At 73.8% G+C, this 16324-nt stretch carries 16 protein-coding genes; 9 read left to right on the top strand and 7 right to left on the bottom strand.

Annotated features, from left to right (window positions below; translation table 11 throughout):
• Positions 1 to 90: 90 nt before the first annotated feature.
• Both ABZ881_RS00525 and ABZ881_RS00520 read right to left on the bottom strand, forming a co-directional pair.
• On the bottom strand, positions 91 to 1122 hold the full coding sequence (locus ABZ881_RS00525; protein ID WP_358480603.1) for an endonuclease/exonuclease/phosphatase family protein: 1032 nt from the start codon (positions 1120 to 1122) through the stop codon (positions 91 to 93).
• A gap of 77 nt (positions 1123 to 1199) precedes the next feature.
• Positions 1200 to 2462, bottom strand: coding sequence for an MFS transporter (locus ABZ881_RS00520; protein WP_358480601.1), 1263 nt, complete (start codon positions 2460 to 2462; stop codon positions 1200 to 1202).
• Positions 2463 to 2575: 113 nt separating this feature from the next.
• Between ABZ881_RS00520 and ABZ881_RS00515 the strand changes: the two genes are divergently transcribed.
• The gene (locus tag ABZ881_RS00515; protein ID WP_358480600.1) at positions 2576 to 4027 is read left to right on the top strand and encodes a catalase; all 1452 of its coding nucleotides are present in this window, start codon (positions 2576 to 2578) and stop codon (positions 4025 to 4027) included.
• A 9-nt stretch (positions 4028 to 4036) separates the two neighbouring features.
• Positions 4037 to 4387, top strand: coding sequence for an arsenate reductase (glutaredoxin) (gene arsC / locus ABZ881_RS00510; RefSeq protein WP_358480598.1), 351 nt, complete (start codon positions 4037 to 4039; stop codon positions 4385 to 4387).
• 45 nt (positions 4388 to 4432) lie between these two features.
• On the opposite strand, the gene ABZ881_RS00505 is transcribed toward arsC, so the two are convergent.
• Positions 4433 to 6283 carry a prolyl oligopeptidase family serine peptidase gene (locus tag ABZ881_RS00505; RefSeq protein WP_358480595.1) on the bottom strand — a complete coding sequence of 617 codons (1851 nt, stop codon included), beginning with the start codon at positions 6281 to 6283 and terminating at the stop codon, positions 4433 to 4435.
• Positions 6284 to 6358: 75 nt separating this feature from the next.
• On the opposite strand from ABZ881_RS00505, the gene ABZ881_RS00500 reads away from it, so the two are divergent.
• On the top strand, positions 6359 to 6754 hold the full coding sequence (locus ABZ881_RS00500; RefSeq protein WP_358480593.1) for a hypothetical protein: 396 nt from the start codon (positions 6359 to 6361) through the stop codon (positions 6752 to 6754).
• 22 nt (positions 6755 to 6776) lie between these two features.
• Here ABZ881_RS00500 and ABZ881_RS00495 read toward each other — a convergent pair whose 3' ends face one another.
• The 3 genes from ABZ881_RS00495 to ABZ881_RS00485 all read right to left on the bottom strand — a co-directional run bounded on the left by ABZ881_RS00495 (position 6777) and on the right by ABZ881_RS00485 (position 8860).
• Positions 6777 to 7367, bottom strand: a complete 591-nt coding sequence (locus tag ABZ881_RS00495; RefSeq protein ID WP_344023244.1) for a TetR/AcrR family transcriptional regulator — start codon at positions 7365 to 7367, stop codon at positions 6777 to 6779.
• Positions 7368 to 7440: 73 nt separating this feature from the next.
• Positions 7441 to 7869, bottom strand: a complete 429-nt coding sequence (locus ABZ881_RS00490; protein ID WP_358480592.1) for a DUF1707 domain-containing protein — start codon at positions 7867 to 7869, stop codon at positions 7441 to 7443.
• Between the two features lie 55 nt (positions 7870 to 7924).
• A complete protein-coding gene (locus tag ABZ881_RS00485) occupies positions 7925 to 8860 on the bottom strand; it encodes an NADPH:quinone oxidoreductase family protein (protein WP_358480591.1) in 936 nt (311 codons plus the stop codon).
• A gap of 150 nt (positions 8861 to 9010) precedes the next feature.
• On the opposite strand from ABZ881_RS00485, the gene ABZ881_RS00480 reads away from it, so the two are divergent.
• The 5 genes from ABZ881_RS00480 to ABZ881_RS00460 all read left to right on the top strand — a co-directional run bounded on the left by ABZ881_RS00480 (position 9011) and on the right by ABZ881_RS00460 (position 14470).
• Positions 9011 to 9712 carry a TetR/AcrR family transcriptional regulator gene (locus ABZ881_RS00480; protein WP_344023250.1) on the top strand — a complete coding sequence of 234 codons (702 nt, stop codon included), beginning with the start codon at positions 9011 to 9013 and terminating at the stop codon, positions 9710 to 9712.
• Positions 9713 to 9849: 137 nt separating this feature from the next.
• Positions 9850 to 10050, top strand: a complete 201-nt coding sequence (locus ABZ881_RS00475) for a hypothetical protein (RefSeq protein WP_358480588.1) — start codon at positions 9850 to 9852, stop codon at positions 10048 to 10050.
• A gap of 110 nt (positions 10051 to 10160) precedes the next feature.
• Positions 10161 to 11102 (top strand): DNA-binding protein WhiA, encoded by a 942-nt coding sequence (gene whiA / locus ABZ881_RS00470; RefSeq protein ID WP_358480587.1) that lies wholly within the window; start codon positions 10161 to 10163, stop codon positions 11100 to 11102.
• A gap of 96 nt (positions 11103 to 11198) precedes the next feature.
• The gene (locus ABZ881_RS00465; protein WP_344023256.1) at positions 11199 to 12440 is read left to right on the top strand and encodes a carboxylate--amine ligase; all 1242 of its coding nucleotides are present in this window, start codon (positions 11199 to 11201) and stop codon (positions 12438 to 12440) included.
• Between the two features lie 8 nt (positions 12441 to 12448).
• Entirely contained in the window at positions 12449 to 14470 is a 2022-nt protein-coding gene (locus ABZ881_RS00460; RefSeq protein ID WP_358480586.1) for a hypothetical protein, read from the top strand.
• Between the two features lie 54 nt (positions 14471 to 14524).
• On the opposite strand, the gene ABZ881_RS00455 is transcribed toward ABZ881_RS00460, so the two are convergent.
• Complete coding sequence (locus ABZ881_RS00455) at positions 14525 to 15289, bottom strand: class I SAM-dependent methyltransferase (protein ID WP_358480584.1); 765 nt, start codon at positions 15287 to 15289, stop codon at positions 14525 to 14527.
• Between the two features lie 413 nt (positions 15290 to 15702).
• Here ABZ881_RS00455 and ABZ881_RS00450 point away from each other — a divergent pair, with 413 nt between their 5' ends.
• A complete protein-coding gene (locus ABZ881_RS00450) occupies positions 15703 to 16323 on the top strand; it encodes an MFS transporter (RefSeq protein ID WP_358480582.1) in 621 nt (206 codons plus the stop codon).
• Position 16324 lies beyond the last annotated feature (1 nt).

Here is a 16324-nt window from a genome sequence, read left to right as displayed (position 1 = left end):
CTCGATCGGCGGCACCGCGCACCACACCGCGCTGTGGCCGCAGGAGGGCGTCGACCTCACCGGCAAGCGGGTGGCGGTGAGCCGTTGCGCTCAGGACGCCGGCAGCCGCAGCGTCGCGACGATCGCGCGGTGGTCCGAGCCCGGCACCAGCCGCGTCTCGAACGACTCCGCGGTGATCGGTGCGGTCGCGAGGACGTGGTCGATCTGCGGGCCCAGCCACTGCGGGGCCCAGGTCGGCCAGGTGCCGGCCAGCCCGTTGCCGGTCTGCGCCGCGGCGTCGCCGCAGCCGGCGATGGTGTCCCGGAAGACCGAGTGGTCGAGGGTGGCGTTGAAGTCGCCGGCGATGATCGCCGGGGACCCGCTGGAGCACCACTTCTGCACCTCGGACAGGTCGGACCGCCAGGTCGCGACCGAGCGCGGCACCGGGGCGACCGAGTGGAAGGCCACGAAGCGCAGCTCGCCGAGCCCGCCGCCGGTGATCTCCACGTACGGGAACCGGGCGTCCTCGCCGATCCGGGTCCGCACGTCACCGAGCCGGTCGGCCCAGACCACCGTGTTGCCGGTGACGTCGCGCTCCCACGGCCCGACGCTGGCGGCGGTCCGGTAGCCCATCGGTTCCAGCAGCGGCGCCAGCTCGGACTCGTAGTTCGCGCCGGACTCGGGGATCGAGACCACGTCCGGGTCCTCGGCCTCGATCAGCGCGGCGAGCGAGTCGGCGTCGGCCCGGCCCTCGTACACGTTGGCCGCGAGCACCTTCAGCGTCGGTCCGCCGGCCGTGGGCGTCGTCGTGACCGGGATGGTGCGCGGCAGCACGAGCGCGGCCCCGATCAGCGCCACCACCGCCAGGGCCACCGGCACCGGCCAGAACCGGCGGGCGAACACGGTGATCAGCGCGCCCAGCACGACGAGCATCAGCAGCCCGGCCACCATCAGCGGGCGGAACGCGATGACCTGTGCGAACGGCGAGCGGGTGTCCAGGCCGATCTGGTCGGGCAGGACCGCGAGGGCCGCCCCCGCGGCGAGCAGCAGCGCGAACGCCCAGCGGACTGCGCCGACCCGGCGGCGGGGCCGTTCGCGGCGGATCGGCTGGGTCTCGGCGTCGGGGTGGGGCGGCGCGCTCACGAGAGTCAAGTCTGCCCGAGCCGGAGGTGCCGCTGCCGGGATCGGCGGTGTGATGCGCCGATCGCCTGTGGAGCCTCTCAGCCACCGGCTTGCGCGATCGGCCGTTCGCCGTCCCCGCCCGGCCGTCCGGTCCCGGCGGACGATCGTCCGCTGCCGCGCATCAGCAGCCCGGCGACACCGGCGAGCACGGTCGCGACCGACCCGCACACGACGATCGCGACGGCGGGGGAGGCGACGTCGACCAGGAACCCGGACAGCGGCCCGGCGACGGCGACCCCGATCATGGTCGCCGAGCCCTGCAGGCCGGTGACCAGCCCGCGGACCCGGTCCGGGGCGAGCCCGCCGATCGCGTCGCTGCCGGCGGCCAGCGTCGGCGCGGTCACCAGGCCGGCGGGTACCAGCAGGAACAGCAGGCTCCACCACGACCAGGCCAGCGCGGCCGGCAGCGTCGCCAGGCCCAGCACGGCCAGCAGCAGCGGCAGCGGGACGGCGCGCCGGGCGGCGCCGTGGACGAAGCCGCCGACCAGCGACGCCAGGCCCCACCCGGCCAGCACGACCGGGATCGCCCACACCTGATCGGCGTCGGTGAGCGCCGCGATGAACGCGAACTCGGTGCCCATGATCGCGAGCACCGCCGCGGACACGGTGAGCAGCGCGCCGACCAGCGGGCGGGTCAGCCAGCTCCGCACCGGTGGCCGCCGTTCCCGGCCGGGGGCGCGGCCGTCCGACCGGACCGGCGGGTTCAGCCACCACAGGGCCAGCCCGGCGAGCACGAAACCGGCACCGACCACCCGCATCGCGACCGCGCTGCCCAGCCACAGCGTCAGCAGCGACCCGGCCGCCGGGCCGGTCATGTACGAGATCTCGACCGACATCGCGTCCAGCGCGAACGCCGGGCGGCGGTGCCCGGCCGGCACGATCGCCGCGATCACCTGCCGCACCAGCGAGAACACCGGCAGCGTCAGCACTCCGGCGACGAAGGCGGCACCCAGCAGCCCGGCGTAGCCGAGCAGCGGGGCGACCGACCAGAACGCCACCCCGGCGGTCATCGTCAGCAGCAGCACCGGGCGCAGCCCGTACCGGTCGATGACCGAGCCGAGCAGCGGGGCGCCGATCGCCATCCCGGTCGGGACGGCCGCCGCGACCAGCCCGGCGGCGGCGAAGCCATGGCCGAGGGTCAGCACGGTGTGCAGGGTCAGGGTGACCGACACGGCCGTCGCCGGGATCCGGGCGGCCATCCCGATCGCGGTGACCGCGCGGACGCCGGGATGGCGCAGGACGTCGGCGAAGGCGCCGAGCCCGGCGCGCGGCGGTCCGGTTGTGTGGGCGGCGTCGGGCACCCGTCCATCCTGCGTCGTGCCGTCCAGCGGTTTCCGGCGGGCACTTGTTTGGTTCGGGGGGGGGCACGGGAAACCAGCCGGGGACGCACCACCCACCACGAGGAGGCCCGGCAGTGACCAGCTCGCAGCCCAAGCCGACCACCACCGATTCCGGCAGCCCGGTCGCCAGTGACGAGCACTCGCTGACCGTCGGCCAGGACGGTCCGCTCCTGCTGAACGACCACTACCTGATCGAGCAGATGGCGAACTTCAACCGGGAGCGCATCCCGGAGCGCCAGCCGCACGCCAAGGGCGGCGGCGCGTTCCTGAGGTTCGAGACCACCGAGGACGTCAGCGCCTACACCCGGGCCGGCTTCCTGCAGCCGGGTGCGGAGACCCGCGGCGTCATCCGGTTCTCCACCGTGGCCGGTGAGCGCGGCAGCCCGGACACCTGGCGCGACCCGCGCGGGTTCTCGCTGAAGCTGTGGACCGACGAGGGCGTCTGGGACATGGTCGGCAACAACACGCCGGTGTTCTTCGTCCGCGATCCGATGAAGTTCCAGCACTTCATCCGCTCGCAGAAGCGCCGGGTCGCGAACAACCTGCGCGACCACGACATGCAGTGGGACTTCTGGACGCTCTCCCCGGAGTCCGCGCACCAGGTCACCTGGCTGATGGGGGACCGGGGCGTCCCGAAGACCTGGCGGCACATGAACGGCTACTCCAGCCACACCTACAGCTGGATCAACGCCGCAGGCGAGCTGTTCTGGGTGAAGTACCACTTCAAGACCGACCAGGGCGTCGAGTGCCTGACCCAGGAGGAGGCCGACCACCTCGCCGGCGCCGACGCCGACTACCACCAGCGCGACCTGTTCGACCAGATCGAGGCCGGGAACCACCCGTCCTGGACGCTGCACGTGCAGGTCATGCCGTTCGCCGACGCGAAGACCTACCGGTTCAACCCGTTCGACCTGACCAAGGTGTGGCCGCACGCGGACTACCCGCTGATCAAGGTCGGGACGCTCACCCTGGACCGGAACGTCGAGGACTACCACGCGGAGATGGAGCAGGCCGCGTTCGAGCCGAACAACCTGGTGCCCGGGACCGGCCTGTCGCCGGACCGGATGCTGCTGGCCCGCGGCTTCTCCTACGCCGACGCGCACCGCGCCCGGCTCGGCGTGAACTACAAGCAGATCCCGGTCAACGCGCCGCGCTCGGAGGTGAACAACTACGCCAAGGACGGCGCGATGCGGATCACGAACTCGCGTGACCCGATCTACGCGCCGAACTCCTACGGCGGGCCGGAGGCCGACCCGAAGCGGGTCGCCGAGGCGCTCTGGCACGCCGACGGAGACATGGTCCGCACCGCGAACGTGCTGCACGAGCAGGACGACGACTGGGGCCAGGCCGGGACGATGGTCCGCGAGGTGTTCGACGACGCGGCCCGCGAGCGGTTCGTGAACAACGTCGCCGGGCACCTGTCCGACGGCGTGTCCGAGCCGATCCTGCAGCGCGCGTTCGAGTACTGGCGCAACGTCGACAAGGACATCGGCGACCGGATCGAGCAGGCGGTGCGCGCCTCCTAGGCTCGGGTCGTGGAGATCTGGCACAACCCGCGCTGTTCGAAGAGCCGCGCCACCCTCGCGCTCCTGCAGGAACACGGCGTCGAACCGGTGGTCCGCCGCTACTTGGACGACCCGCCGTCGCGGGACGAGCTGGAGCGGGTGCTCGCCGAGCTCGGGACGGACGACCCGCTGGCGCTCGCCCGGACCGGCGAGCCGGCGTTCCGCGAGCAGGGTCTCACGGGAGCCGACCGGGAGACCCTGCTCGACGCGCTGGCCGCCGAGCCGCGGCTGATCGAGCGTCCGCTGGTGCGCTCCGGTGACCGGGCGGTGCTGGGCAGGCCGCCGGAGAACGTGCTGTCCCTGCTCGACGCCCGGTCGTGATCCGGGTCCCGGGAGCGCCCGCAGCGGCGCCCCCGGGACGCCGGATCAGCCGAGCGCCCGCCGGACGAAGTCGACCTCGGTGGCGATCAGGTCCAGCTGGTCGGACACGACCAGCGAGCCGTGCCCGGCGTCGAACCGGCTGACCTCGTAGGCGACCGGCTCGCCGCGGGCGGCCCGCGCGGCCAGCGCGTCGAGGTAGTTGTCGATCTGCCGGATCGGGCAGCGCGGGTCGTTCTCGCCGGCCAGCACCAGCACCGGCACCCGGACGTCGTCGACGTAGGTCAGCGGCGACGTCTCCCGGTAGAGGTCGGGCAGCTCGTCCGGGGAGCCGCCGAACAGCGCCCGGTCGAACGCGCGCAGCTGCTCCATCTCGTCGGCGTAGGCGGCGACGTAGTCGGCCACCGGCACCCCGGCGACGGCCGCCGCCCACCGCTGCGGCTGGGTCCCGGCGGCCAGCAGCGCCAGGTAGCCGCCCCAGGACCAGCCGTCGACGGCGCACCGGTCCGGATCGACGGTGCCGTCGGCGACCAGCGCGTCCTGCACCGCGGCGACGTCGGCGAGCTCGGTCAGCCCGGGCCGCCCCTCGATCGCGTCCCGCCATGCCGAGCCGTAGCCGGTGGAGCCGCGGTAGTTGACCTCGACGACGGTGAACCCGGCGTCCACCCAGGTCGCCCGGCCGGCGTCGAACCGGTCCTCGTCGGCCGCGTGCGGGCCGCCGTGCAGCACGAACACCGCAGGTGCCGGACGCCCGCCGGTCCCGGGGGCGACCGTGACCAGCGCGTGCACGGCGCCGCCCGGCCCGTCGGCCCACACATCGCGGACCGGCAGCGAGCCCGGCGGGCGCTCGCCCGGCGGGGTGAGGAGCACGTCGTCGGTGCCGTCCGGGCGGAGCACCCGGATCTGCGACGGGGTCGCCGCCGACGACGACGAGTACTCGACCGAGCCGTCCCGGCGGACGTCGGCGGAACCGACGCAGCCGGGCGCCGTGGGCAGCTCGGTGAGCTCGCCGCTGCCCAGGTCGTAGCGGTGCAGCCGGGTGCGGGCGGCGTGCGTGTGTGCGACCAGCAGCGCCGAGGCGTCCGGGTAGAAGCCGCCGACGAGCTCACCCGGCAGGTCGATCGCGAGCTCGGTGACCTCGCCGGTGACCGGGTTCCAGATCAGCAGCTCGTCGCGGCCGCGGCGCTCGTGCCCGACGAGCAGCCGCTGGTCCCCGGTGACCGGCGAGAACTCCAGCGCGTCCAGGCCGCGGCCGGGGCCGTCGTGCAGCTCGGCGACGGTGTCCCCGCCGTCGAGATCGAGCACCCGCAGCGACGGATGCCGGGAGTCGCCGTGCTCGGAGTGCGAGATCGCGAGCAGCGTCTCGTCCTCGGACAGCGCGCCGACGGCGGCGTCCTCGGTGTGCCGGTAGACGATCCGGGCCTCGTCGGCGGCGCCGCGCTCGTGCACGAGCAGGGTGGTGCCGTCGTCGGTGGAGACACCGACCGCGGTCCGGCGCCGCCCGATCTGCAGTCCGGCCGGGTAACCGTCGCCGGCCCCGGGTACGGCGGGCCCGGTGGGCGCGCCGGGCACGGCGTCGTAGGGCTGGGCGACCCAGTGCCCGAACTCGTCGCCGTCGGTGTCGGCGAACCACCACACCTGCGCGCCGTCCGGCGGCAGCACCGCCGACGTCGTGCCGTTGCGGCGGTCGGTCACCTGCCGGTGCTCACCGGTGCCGCGGTCCCAGGCGTGGATCTCGAAGGTGCCGGTCGCGTTGGAGACGTAGACGGTGCGGTCCGGCGCGTCCTCCGCCCAGGACGGCCTCGACATCCGCACCGCGGTGAACCGGGAACGCCAGCGCTGTTCGCGCTCGTCGTCGAAGAGGGTCGCGGGGACCGGAGCGGCGGGATGGGAGGTCACCACGCGATGGTGCCGAACGCCACGATCGGGTGTGCCGGGAGGGGGTCGCAACGCCCCTTGCGGCAGCATGAGGTCATGCGGAGGGCGGCCGGGTTGATGCTCGCCGGGGTGCTGGTCGCGGCCACGGCCTGCGGCGTGCCGGTGGCCGGTGCGGGGCCGGCCGGGCCGACGACGGTCGCGACCGCCGGCGCCGACGGGATGACCCCCGTCCGGTTCGACCACCGCTCCACCGAGCCGGTCGAGGCGGTACCGACGGTGGTCGTCCCGCGCGGGACGACGGTGGTGCTCACCGTCGGCAGCGACGTGGCCCGCCGGGTGCTGATCCCCGAGCAGGGGCGCCGGGTCGACGTGACGGCGGGCGGCACCGTGACGGTCCGGTTCATCGCGCTCGGCACGCTGTCGGTGCGGGTCACCGAGCCCGGCGAGGACCGCGGCGGGACGATCATCGGCCGGGTGCAGCCCCGGCACTGAGCGGCCGGGTGGCCGGTGCGGGTCAGACCAGCTCGTCGGCGCGCTCGGCGATGGCGCGCAGGCCCTCGGCGATGTCGGCGCCGGTCGGCGCGGTGTCGGGGTCGAGCAGCCACTGCACCATCACACCGGTGAGCAGCGCCTGGTAGACGGCGCCGAGCACGTGCACCCGCCGGTCGGCGGCCGCCGGGTCCTCCTCGGACACCGTGTGGAAGGTCAGCGCCAGGCCCTCGCGCACCTCGCGCTGGGCCTCGGCGAGCCGGGCCCGCAGCTCGGGCAGCCGCTCCGCCTGGGCGAGTGCCTCGACGTGGGTGGACCACAGCCGGCGCTGGGTGGTGAACAGCCCGACCACCCGGCTCCAGGTGCTCTCGACCCGGTCCGGATGACCCGGCTCGGGCCCGGGCTCGGCCAGCGCCCGGTCCAGCTCCTCGCCCCAGGCGGCGGTGGCGCGCAGCAGCGCCTCGACGAGCAGCGCGTCCTTGGACCCGAAGTGGTAGCCGATGGAGGCGAGGTTCGTGCCCGACGCGGCGACGACGTCGCGGGCGGTCGTGCGGCCGAAGCCCTTCTCGTAGAGGCACTGCGCGGCCCCGTCCAGCAGCTCCTCGCGGTGTCCCATGATCGGAAACGTATCGGGTCCGGATGAACGTCCGTACACCGGCCGTTCATCCGGCGGTGGACGGTCGGATCGTCTACCGGCTGCCGCGCCGGGGCCGGCCGGCCCCGGTCAGCCACAGCGTCAGCAGGACCGCCCCGGGAGGGCCGGACACCCACAGGAACCACGGGTACTCGACGCCGGCGGTGAGCGCGATGATCCCCCAGCCGGACACGGCCACCGCGGTCAGGCACAGCCAGATGACGGCCAGCACCTTCATCGCGACGCCGCCGGGCGAGTCGGCGAAGACCAGCCCGTCGCTGCGCCGGCGCTGCGGCGGGGGCAGGTCGCGGGTGACCCGGCCCAGCTCGCCGCGGGTGCGCATCCGCCACACCTCGGCGATCCGCTCGTCGAACTCGGTGAGGTCGATGAAGCCGTCGTCGTGCGCGGTGCGCAGCCGGTCGGCCATCGCCTGCCGGTCGGCGTCGGAGATCCGGACCTGGTCGGGATGCACCGGTTCGTTCACCACGTCCATGATGCCCGTGGGTGCCCGGTCCCGGCCAGGTGCGGGCCCGCCGGGATCAGGGGATCAGCACGTACTTCCCGACGGCAGTGCGCTCGGCGTGGGCGCGGGTCGCGGTGCCGGCCCCGGTGAGCGGGAGCCCGGCCGGCTCCGGCGGGTGCAGCTCGCCGGCCGCGATCCGGCGCAGCACGTCGGCGGCCAGGTCGCGGGCGGCGGCCGGGTCGGAGCGCGACCAGTCGCCCCAGTCGACGCCGACCACGGTCCGGTTGCGCAGCAGCACCACGTTGGCCGGCAGCCGCGGGATCTCCCCGGAGGTGAAGCCGAGCACGCAGAACCGCCCGCCGGGCCCCAGCGCGCGCAGCGCCGCCTCCGCGGCTGGGCCGCCGACCGGGTCGACGACGACGTCCGCGCCGCCGCCGGTGTGCTCGCGGATCGCGGTCTTCAGGTCGTCGTACCCGGTGGCGGCCTGCGCGCCCGCGGCGAGCGCGGCGGCCCGCTTCGCGTCGTCCGAGGCGACGGCGAGCACCCGGGCCCCGGCGGCCCGGGCGCAGTCGACCGCGGCCAGCCCGATCGCGCCGGCCGCGCCGAGCACGACGACCCACTCGCCGGGCCGGACGGCGACCCGGTGCTGCAGGGCGAACGCGATGGTGCCGTAGTTCTCCGCCGACGACGCGGCGATCCGGAGGTCCACCCCGTCCGGCACCGGCACCAGCCGGTCCGGATCGGCGAGCAGGTGCGAGGCGAACCCGCCGAACGAGGGCAGCAGCGCGAGCACCCGGTCGCCGCCGGCCCGCCCGGCGACCGCGCTGCCCGGGGTGAACGGCAGCGGCGGCCGCAGCTGGTAGCCGCCGCGGGCGATCAGGCCGTCGACGAAGCTGACCGCGGCCGCCTCGACCTCGACGAGCACCTCACCCGGGCCGGGGACCGGATCCGGCTCCTCGACGACGGTCAGCTGTTCCGGATCGGCGAACTCCCGGCAGAGCACCCGTCGCATCGCGCCTCCTCGCATCGTGGTCGGCGGCCGGCCCGCCGTCCGGACCGGGTGGGCACCCGGGCCCGGGACGTGATCCACTCCCGGTGATCGCGCCCGATCGGGTCCGTCCGGGGGCGTGCGGAGCCGCTCCGAAGGAGGATCATCGCGACCGTGTCCCCCGATCGCCATGCGAACGGCCCCGGTGCGGAGCGGCCGGCCGACGGCCGGAGCACCCGCTGGGACGCCCATCGCGCCCGCCGGCGGGAGCAGGTGGTGGACGCGGCGCTGCTGGTGCTGGGCCGGGAGGGCCGGGACCTGGGCCTGGACCAGGTGGCGCTGGAGGCCGGGGTGACCAAGCCGGTGATCTACCGGCACTTCGGGGACCGGGCGGCGCTGCTGGACGCGATGGCCGAGCGGGCGACGAACCTGCTGATGGAACGGCTGATGCCGGCACTCTACGACGACGGCGCGATCCGGCCGCGGATCCGGGCGTCGGTCGGCGCGTTCGTCGGGTTCCTCGACGACTCGCCGAACGTCCACCTGCTGTTCCGGCGGCGGCTGCCGGGGCAGGGCGGCGACGTCGTCGACGCCGGCCGGGAGTTCGTCTCCGGCGCGCTGACCGGGCTGCTGGCCGACTACCTGGGCTCGCTCGGGTTCGAGGAGCCCGAGCTGGTCCAGGTGTGGGGGCAGTCGCTGGTCGGCGCGGTCCAGGCGACCGCGGAGTGGTGGCTGGTGCACCGGACGATGAAGCGGGATGTGGTCACCGAGCACCTGACGGTGCTGATCTGGGCGCAGATCGACGGCATCGCGCGCCAGCACGGCCTGGTGCTCGACCCGGATGCACCACTCCCGACGGCCAGTGGTCCGAAATAGTCGTTACTCCGCGTATAGAGTAATCTCCCGCCCGGTCGGCACGGTGCGCAACTATCGCAAGCCGGTTGATTACTGCGTGTACATGCACTCGGTCCTCCCGCGCGGGAGGCCGGCGCATCGCGTGCGGAGGGGGATCCATGATCGAGGGGACGAGCGACCGGGAGGCGGAACGTCCGAAACCGGGCGGTCCGGACGACCTGGCGCCGGGCGGACCGCGGGCGAAGGCCCGCGGCTGCCTGTGTTCGGTGCTGGCCAACGCGGCGTACCGCTCGGGCGCGGTCGAGGACCCGTGCGTCGATCCGCGCTGTCCGATGCACGCCGCCCCCGACGGGGCCTGACCACGACCACGACGGGGCTGTCCCACCGCCCCGTCCGGCCGGCGGGGTGGGATCACCCTCGGGGGACGTGTGATCCCACCCCGCCCTCGTGCGCACCTGCAGGAGGGCCTGTGTTCGATCCCGAGCGCCTCACGGCGGAGTTGCACCGCGAGCTCGGTGCGGTCCGCGACGACCGGCCGGCGGTCCGGCACGCCGGCGTCGCCACCCAGCTGCGACTGGCCGGCGAGGTGACCACGGCGGGCGGCCGCACCGTCGTCCGTGCCGAGTTCGACACCCCCGAGCCCGCCGTCCGGCTGCGCCGGGACCTGACCGAGCTCTACGGCCGCACCTGCGGCCGCGGCGACGTGGTGACCGCGGGCGGCCGCCCCCAGCGCTATCTCGTCAGGATGACGTCGAGGGGCTCCGACCTGGCCAGGGCGACCGGGCTGGTGGACCGGCTCGGCCGGCCGGTGCACGGGCTCCCGCCCGCCGTCGTCGCGGGCGGGGCGACCGTCGCGGCCGGGATCTGGCGCGGCGCGCTGCTCGCCCGCGGCCGGATCGCCCGCTCGTCGGGCCGGGTCCGGCTGCTGGTGACATGCCCGGGGCCGGCCGTCGCGCTCGCGCTGGTCGGCGCCGCCCGCGCGCTCGGCGCGCTCGCCACCGGGCAGGAGACCGCGGGCGGGCACCGGGTGCTGATCCGCGATCCCGGCAGCATCGACGCGCTGCTGCGCGCGACCGGGGCGCCCGGCGTCGCCGACCTGCTGCTGCGCTGCGCCCGGGTCCCGGAGCGGGAGCCCTCGGCCGCGCCGAACCCGATGCTGGAGACGGTGAACGCGCGGCGCAGCGCGGAGGCCGCCGACCGGACCGCGGCCCGGGTCCGGTGGGCCCTCGACGTGCTGGGCCCGGACGCCCCGCCGCTGCTGCGCGCCGCCGGGCTGCTGCGGATCGAGCACGCCACGTTGTCGCTGTCCCGGCTCGGCACGCTGGCCGATCCGCCGCTGTCGAAGGACACCGTCGCGGGCCGGCTGCGGCGGCTCGTGCGGTGCGCCGAGGAGCGGGCCGGCCGCCCCTGAGCGACGCCACGATCCACGAGAAAATCCGGTGCCAGGTATGGTCGGGGTGATCGAAATATGTGGACGTGAATTCGCTGAACCAGGAGGAATTGCTGTATGCCTCAGGCCGAGCCGGTCGGAAAGAATCCAGAAAAGGGTTTCGTGGCGCTCCTCGGCTGGAGTCTGAACGCGGTCGAGGCGCTGGCCCGGTTCGACCGCAGGTACGTCGTCGTCGCCCCGGACTGGGCCGAGGAATACTGCCAGGAGCACGACATCCCGTACGTGCCCTGGAACTTCGAGCGGCTCAACGACCGTTCGATGGAGATCGCCGAGACCCTGCAGGAAATGCAGGTCGACGTCGCGATCCCGCTGTTCGAGGAAACCGTCGAATGGGCCGGCGCGATCAATTCGGTGCTGCTCGACAATCCGCGCCTGTTCGGTCAGGCGATGCTGCTGCGGGACAAGGCGCTGATGAAGCGCCGGGCCCAGCTGGGCGGCATCCGGGTCGGGATCTTCGAGGAGGCCCACGACCGCGACGACGTCATCCGCTTCCTCAAGCGGGTCAACCAGACGCTGCTCAAGCTCGACGGTGACCCGAACGACCCGATCCACCTCAAGGCGTTCGACAAGGCCGGCTGCCTCGGGCACCGGGTGATCCGCACACCGGACGAGGTCGACACCATCCCGGACGAGGAGTTCCCGGTCCTGATGGAGTCGCACCTGGACGGCTGGGAGTTCGCCGTCGAGGCATGGGTGCACAAGGGCAAGATCAAGTTTCTGAACATCTCGGAGTACGTCACGCTCGGCTACTCCGTGTTCGTCCCGGCCACCCCCGAGCTGGAGCGGTACCGGCCGGCGATCACGGCCCAGATCGAGAAGCTGATCAAGACCTTCGACATCGAGTTCGGGTTCGTGCACCCGGAGTACTTCGTCACCTCCGACGGCGAGATGTACTTCGGCGAGGTCGCCTACCGGCCACCGGGCTTCAAGGTTTTCGAGCTGCTGGAGCGGGCATACGGGTTCAACGCGTACCAGGCTCTCGTGCTGGCCTTCGATCCGAAGACCACCGAGGAGGAGATCGACGCCTTCTTCCCGAAGGAGGTCGAGGACGCGTCGGGCGTCGCCGGCTGCTTCGGTGTCTACCCGCGGCGGCGGGTCGTCAGCGACCTGCAGATCCCGGAGGAGACCGAGGACGACGACTACTACGAGTCGCACGACCTCTCGGCCCCGCTGGAGGAGACCGTCACCAAGCGGACCGCCTTCGGCACCCACTGGGGTCTGCTGTACTTCTTCGGCGACGACCCGTACCGCATGCGTGAGCTGTTGAAGAAGCAGGAAGAACTCGACTTCTACGTCTGAGGAAGCCTTTGAAACCGATCGCCGACGTCCCGGGCGGGGCCACGGTGCTGGACAAGCGCCTGGCCTCGCTCGACGACGCCACCCGGGCCCTGGCCCAGACCCCGGACTTCGGCAAGCCCACGAAGCTCCGGCGGGTCCTCGAGCAGCTGCGGCGCGTGCTGCTGCAGCCGGGCGGTGCCGCCGGGGTCCAGGCCCGGGCGCAGGCCCTCGAGGAGGCCGGGCTGTTCCTCGGCACCGACTGGGCGTCGCCGGAGATCCTGGTCCCGTCGTTCGTCGGGCCGGGGCTGCACTCCGGGGACGCCGACACGGTCGTCATGGAGGCGACCAGCGAGCTGCGCATGCTGGCGGTGGCCCGCGGCGAGTACGTGCACCCCACGATGTCCGCCGAGGACGCCCACGAGTTCCTGTCCCAGGTACTCGCGATGAACCTGGAGCTGCTGTTCACGCCGCCGAGCGAGGCGGAGCGGACCCGGCAGGGCCGGACCGCGCAGCTCATCCGGGATCTGTTCCGGCACGTCGCCGAGGAGATCGGCTACGACAGCGTACTGGACAAGCTGGTCGACGAGATCTGGCGGATCCTGCGCCAGCGGCCCATCCAGGTCGACCAGGTGAAGTCGCTGCTCACCCGGATCGCGGTCTACCGCGGCGATCCGGACGTCGATCTCGGCACGTCGTCGGGCAACGGGATCGACCGGCTGGTCACCAGCCTGTTCGGGACGACCGAGGCCTGCCGCGAGGACCCGGGCCTGGAGGTCTTCCGGTCCCGGCTGGAGGCGATGGACACCGGCGGCCTGCAGTACGAGGCGTCCGGGTTCGCGCGGGCGATGCACGACACCGGCCTGGTGTCGTCGTACCACGCCGAGCTGCTGCAGTTCCTGCGGCACGAGAGCGACTACCTGATCGCCGAGGCGCTCGGGCTGTCCGACACCGGCAAGAACTGCCTGCTCCGCTACCGCGACCTGGTGCACCGGCTGATCGAGGTCGCGGTCACCCCGCAGACCGCGCAGTGCATCTACGGGCTCGCGCTGCTGCTCGACCGCGGCATCCTCTACGAGCCGCCGGTGGTGCCCGCGCTGTGGCGCCAGATCGCGCTGGAGCTGGCGCCGGTCGCGCACGAGCGGCTCGCCGAGGCGTTCGGCACCGAGCCCGGGCCGGAGGCCCGGCTGCTCGCCGGGGTGCTGTCGATGCTCGGCCAGCCGCTGGGCATCGGGCAGGGCGACAACCCGACCTGCCAGTCGGCGCGGGCGCTGTCGATGTGGGCCTACAACGACCCGGACTACCTGCTGCAGATGGTCGTCTGGGCGGCCCGCGACGACGAGATCATCATGCACTTCGAGGGGCAGCCGATCTCCTCGCAGGAGAGCCTCAGCGGAGTCGCGACGGCGATGCCGATCGATCTCGACCCGGTCTCGCTGCTGGTCGTGCCGCACCTGGACCGGATCTACGCCGAAATGGGGCGGCGCTGCGCCGGCCGCCCGGGCGACCCGCACCGCTGGGTGAACCCCGAGTTCCACGGCTGGTGGGCCGCCCGCGGCTTCCACATCAACGTCGACGTCGAGACGGGGAACCTGATCGATCTCGACGACTTCCTGCGGACCTTCCACGCCGGCTACCACCCGTCGTACAACGGGGGGCAGCCGCTGATCCACCCGCAGCCGGCCGGTGTCGCCGTCACCGACAGCGCCGCCCGCTACGTGGGCTGGCACGCGATCACCATCCTGCGCGTCGCCCCCGATCCGCAGGACGTGATGCGGGTGTACTTCTACAACCCGAACAACGACAGCGGGCAGGACTGGGGCGACGGCGTCGTCGTCGGGACGGCGGGCAACGGCGAGCGCTTCGGCGAGGCGTCGCTGCCGTTCGACCAGTTCGCGTCGCGGCTCTACATCTTCCACGTGGACCCGCTGGAGCGCGGTGAGCCGGAGAAGGTGCCCGCCGCCGACGTCGAGCGGATCATCGGGTACATCCAGCGGAGCTGGGGTGCCGACCGGCTGCCGGCCGGGGGGCTGCAGGCGGCGGACGGGCCGTGACCGGCGGGCCGGGCGCAGGCGTCACCGGTCGGTGACCCCGGCGCCCGCCCCCGCTCAGCGGAGCATCAGCGCGAACACGCCCCAGCCGAGGAACTCGCGCTGGTGCAGCAAGTGCCGCCGGGGCGCCACCCGGAGTTCGGCCCGGAGCCCGTCGGCGAGCTCGTCGCCGGGGTGCTCGTCGAGCCATCGGCGCAGCGCCAGCCACTGCGGCGCGGCGTAGCGGTCCCAGCTGTCCGGGCCGGCCTGGACCGTCTCTACCAGGTCGAACCCGAGGTCGTCGAACCGGTCGAGCAGCGCGGGCAGGTCGGGGAAATCGTCCGGGGACGAGGCGTGGCAGGCCTCGACCGTCTCCCGGTCCGGCGGTGTGCGCCGCCACCAGGGCTCGCCGATCAGGAGCGTGCCGCCCGTCCGGAGGCTGCGCCCGAGCAGCGCGAGCGTGCCGTCGACCCGGGCCTGCCAGCTGCCCGCGCCGCCGATCCAGCTCGCGCCGACGCAGGCGGCGACGTCCACCGGCTCGGTTGCGACGTGTCCCGCCGCATCGCCGTGGACGAAGGAGACCCGGTCGGCGACGCCGAGCTCGCGGGCCCGGTCCCGGGCGTCCGCGACGAACGCCGTGCTCAGGTCGACACCGGTGCCGGTGAACCCGAGTTCACGGGCCCAGGTGCAGAGCATCTCGCCCTTGCCACAGGCGAGGTCGAGCACGGACGTGCCCGGTGGGAGCCGCAGGGCGCGGCCGAGACCGGCGAGCCTGCCGGGGTCGAGCGGGTTGATGATCCGCGATCCGGACTCACGAATGACGAAGCTGCGGTGGAGATCCATCGTGGGTGTACTGCCTCACGTCGAGGGTGACGGACGGGTGCGACGTGTGATCGACGGACGTCGATCGGGGCAGGACGGTCATGAACTCAGCTCCTCGGATCGACGGCGACGGTAGCCGGGCATCGCGACCGCGCCGACCGGTTTTCCCGGGACGGCCGCTTTGCCGGACGGCCGCGCGCGGTCGATACGGGGAGCCGTGGAGCGCGGGTCGGTGTCCGGTGCCGTGTACGGTCGCGGCATGGGCAGCCCCGAGGCGAGCAGGCGGTAGCCACCGGTTCACCCCGGTGGCGCAGCCCCGTCGTGCCCGCTCCCGGGCGGCGCGCAGTGGGCCGCGTACGGTCGTGACCGGTTCCGGTCCCGTCCGTCCCGGGTGTGCCGTGCAGGTGTGCCCGTTCCTTGTGGAGCGCCTCGCCGTGACCCGGGAGCTGGCCGCGTTCGCGAACGCGGGCTTCCTCGCGGTCGCCCTCACCCTCGCCCTGGTGGCGGGGGTGCCCGGCGGTGCACTGCTCGGGCAGGCGCTCGGGTGGCGGTCGACGTTCTGGACGGTCGCGGCGCTCGCCGCCGTGGGACTCGCCGGAATACTGCTCCGGGTACCGCCCACCCGTGACGGCGACCGGGTGGGCGGGATCCGGCCGACCCGGGCACTGCCGGTCCTGCTCTGCCGCCGGGCGCTGCTGACCATGCTGGTGGGGGCGCTCGTCGACGGAGGCACGTTCGCGGTGTACGTCTACCTCGGTCCGGTGCTGACCGGTGCCGCCGCACTCCCGCTGTCGGCGGTCCCGGCCGGCCTCGGGGTGTTCGGGGTGGGCGCGGTCCTCGGCGTTGCGCTGGCGGGCCGGTACGCCGACGCGCACGGCCGCAGGCTGCTCACCGTCGGTGCCCCGGTGCTCGCCGCCGGGTGGATGACGACCGCCGCGCTCGCCGGGACCGGATGGCCGCTGGCGTGGTCGGCAGCCGGACCGCTGTGGTCCGCGGTGGCGCTGGTCTCGCTCGCCGTCGTCCCGGTCCTGCTCGCGCGGGACGACGTGGTGTGAC

The sequence above is a fragment of the Pseudonocardia sp. NPDC046786 genome (genome assembly GCF_040645415.1).
Taxonomy (GTDB): domain Bacteria; phylum Actinomycetota; class Actinomycetes; order Mycobacteriales; family Pseudonocardiaceae; genus Pseudonocardia; species Pseudonocardia kongjuensis.
Note: the sequence above shows the minus strand (reverse complement) of the source record. Positions and strands in the feature narration are given on the sequence as shown.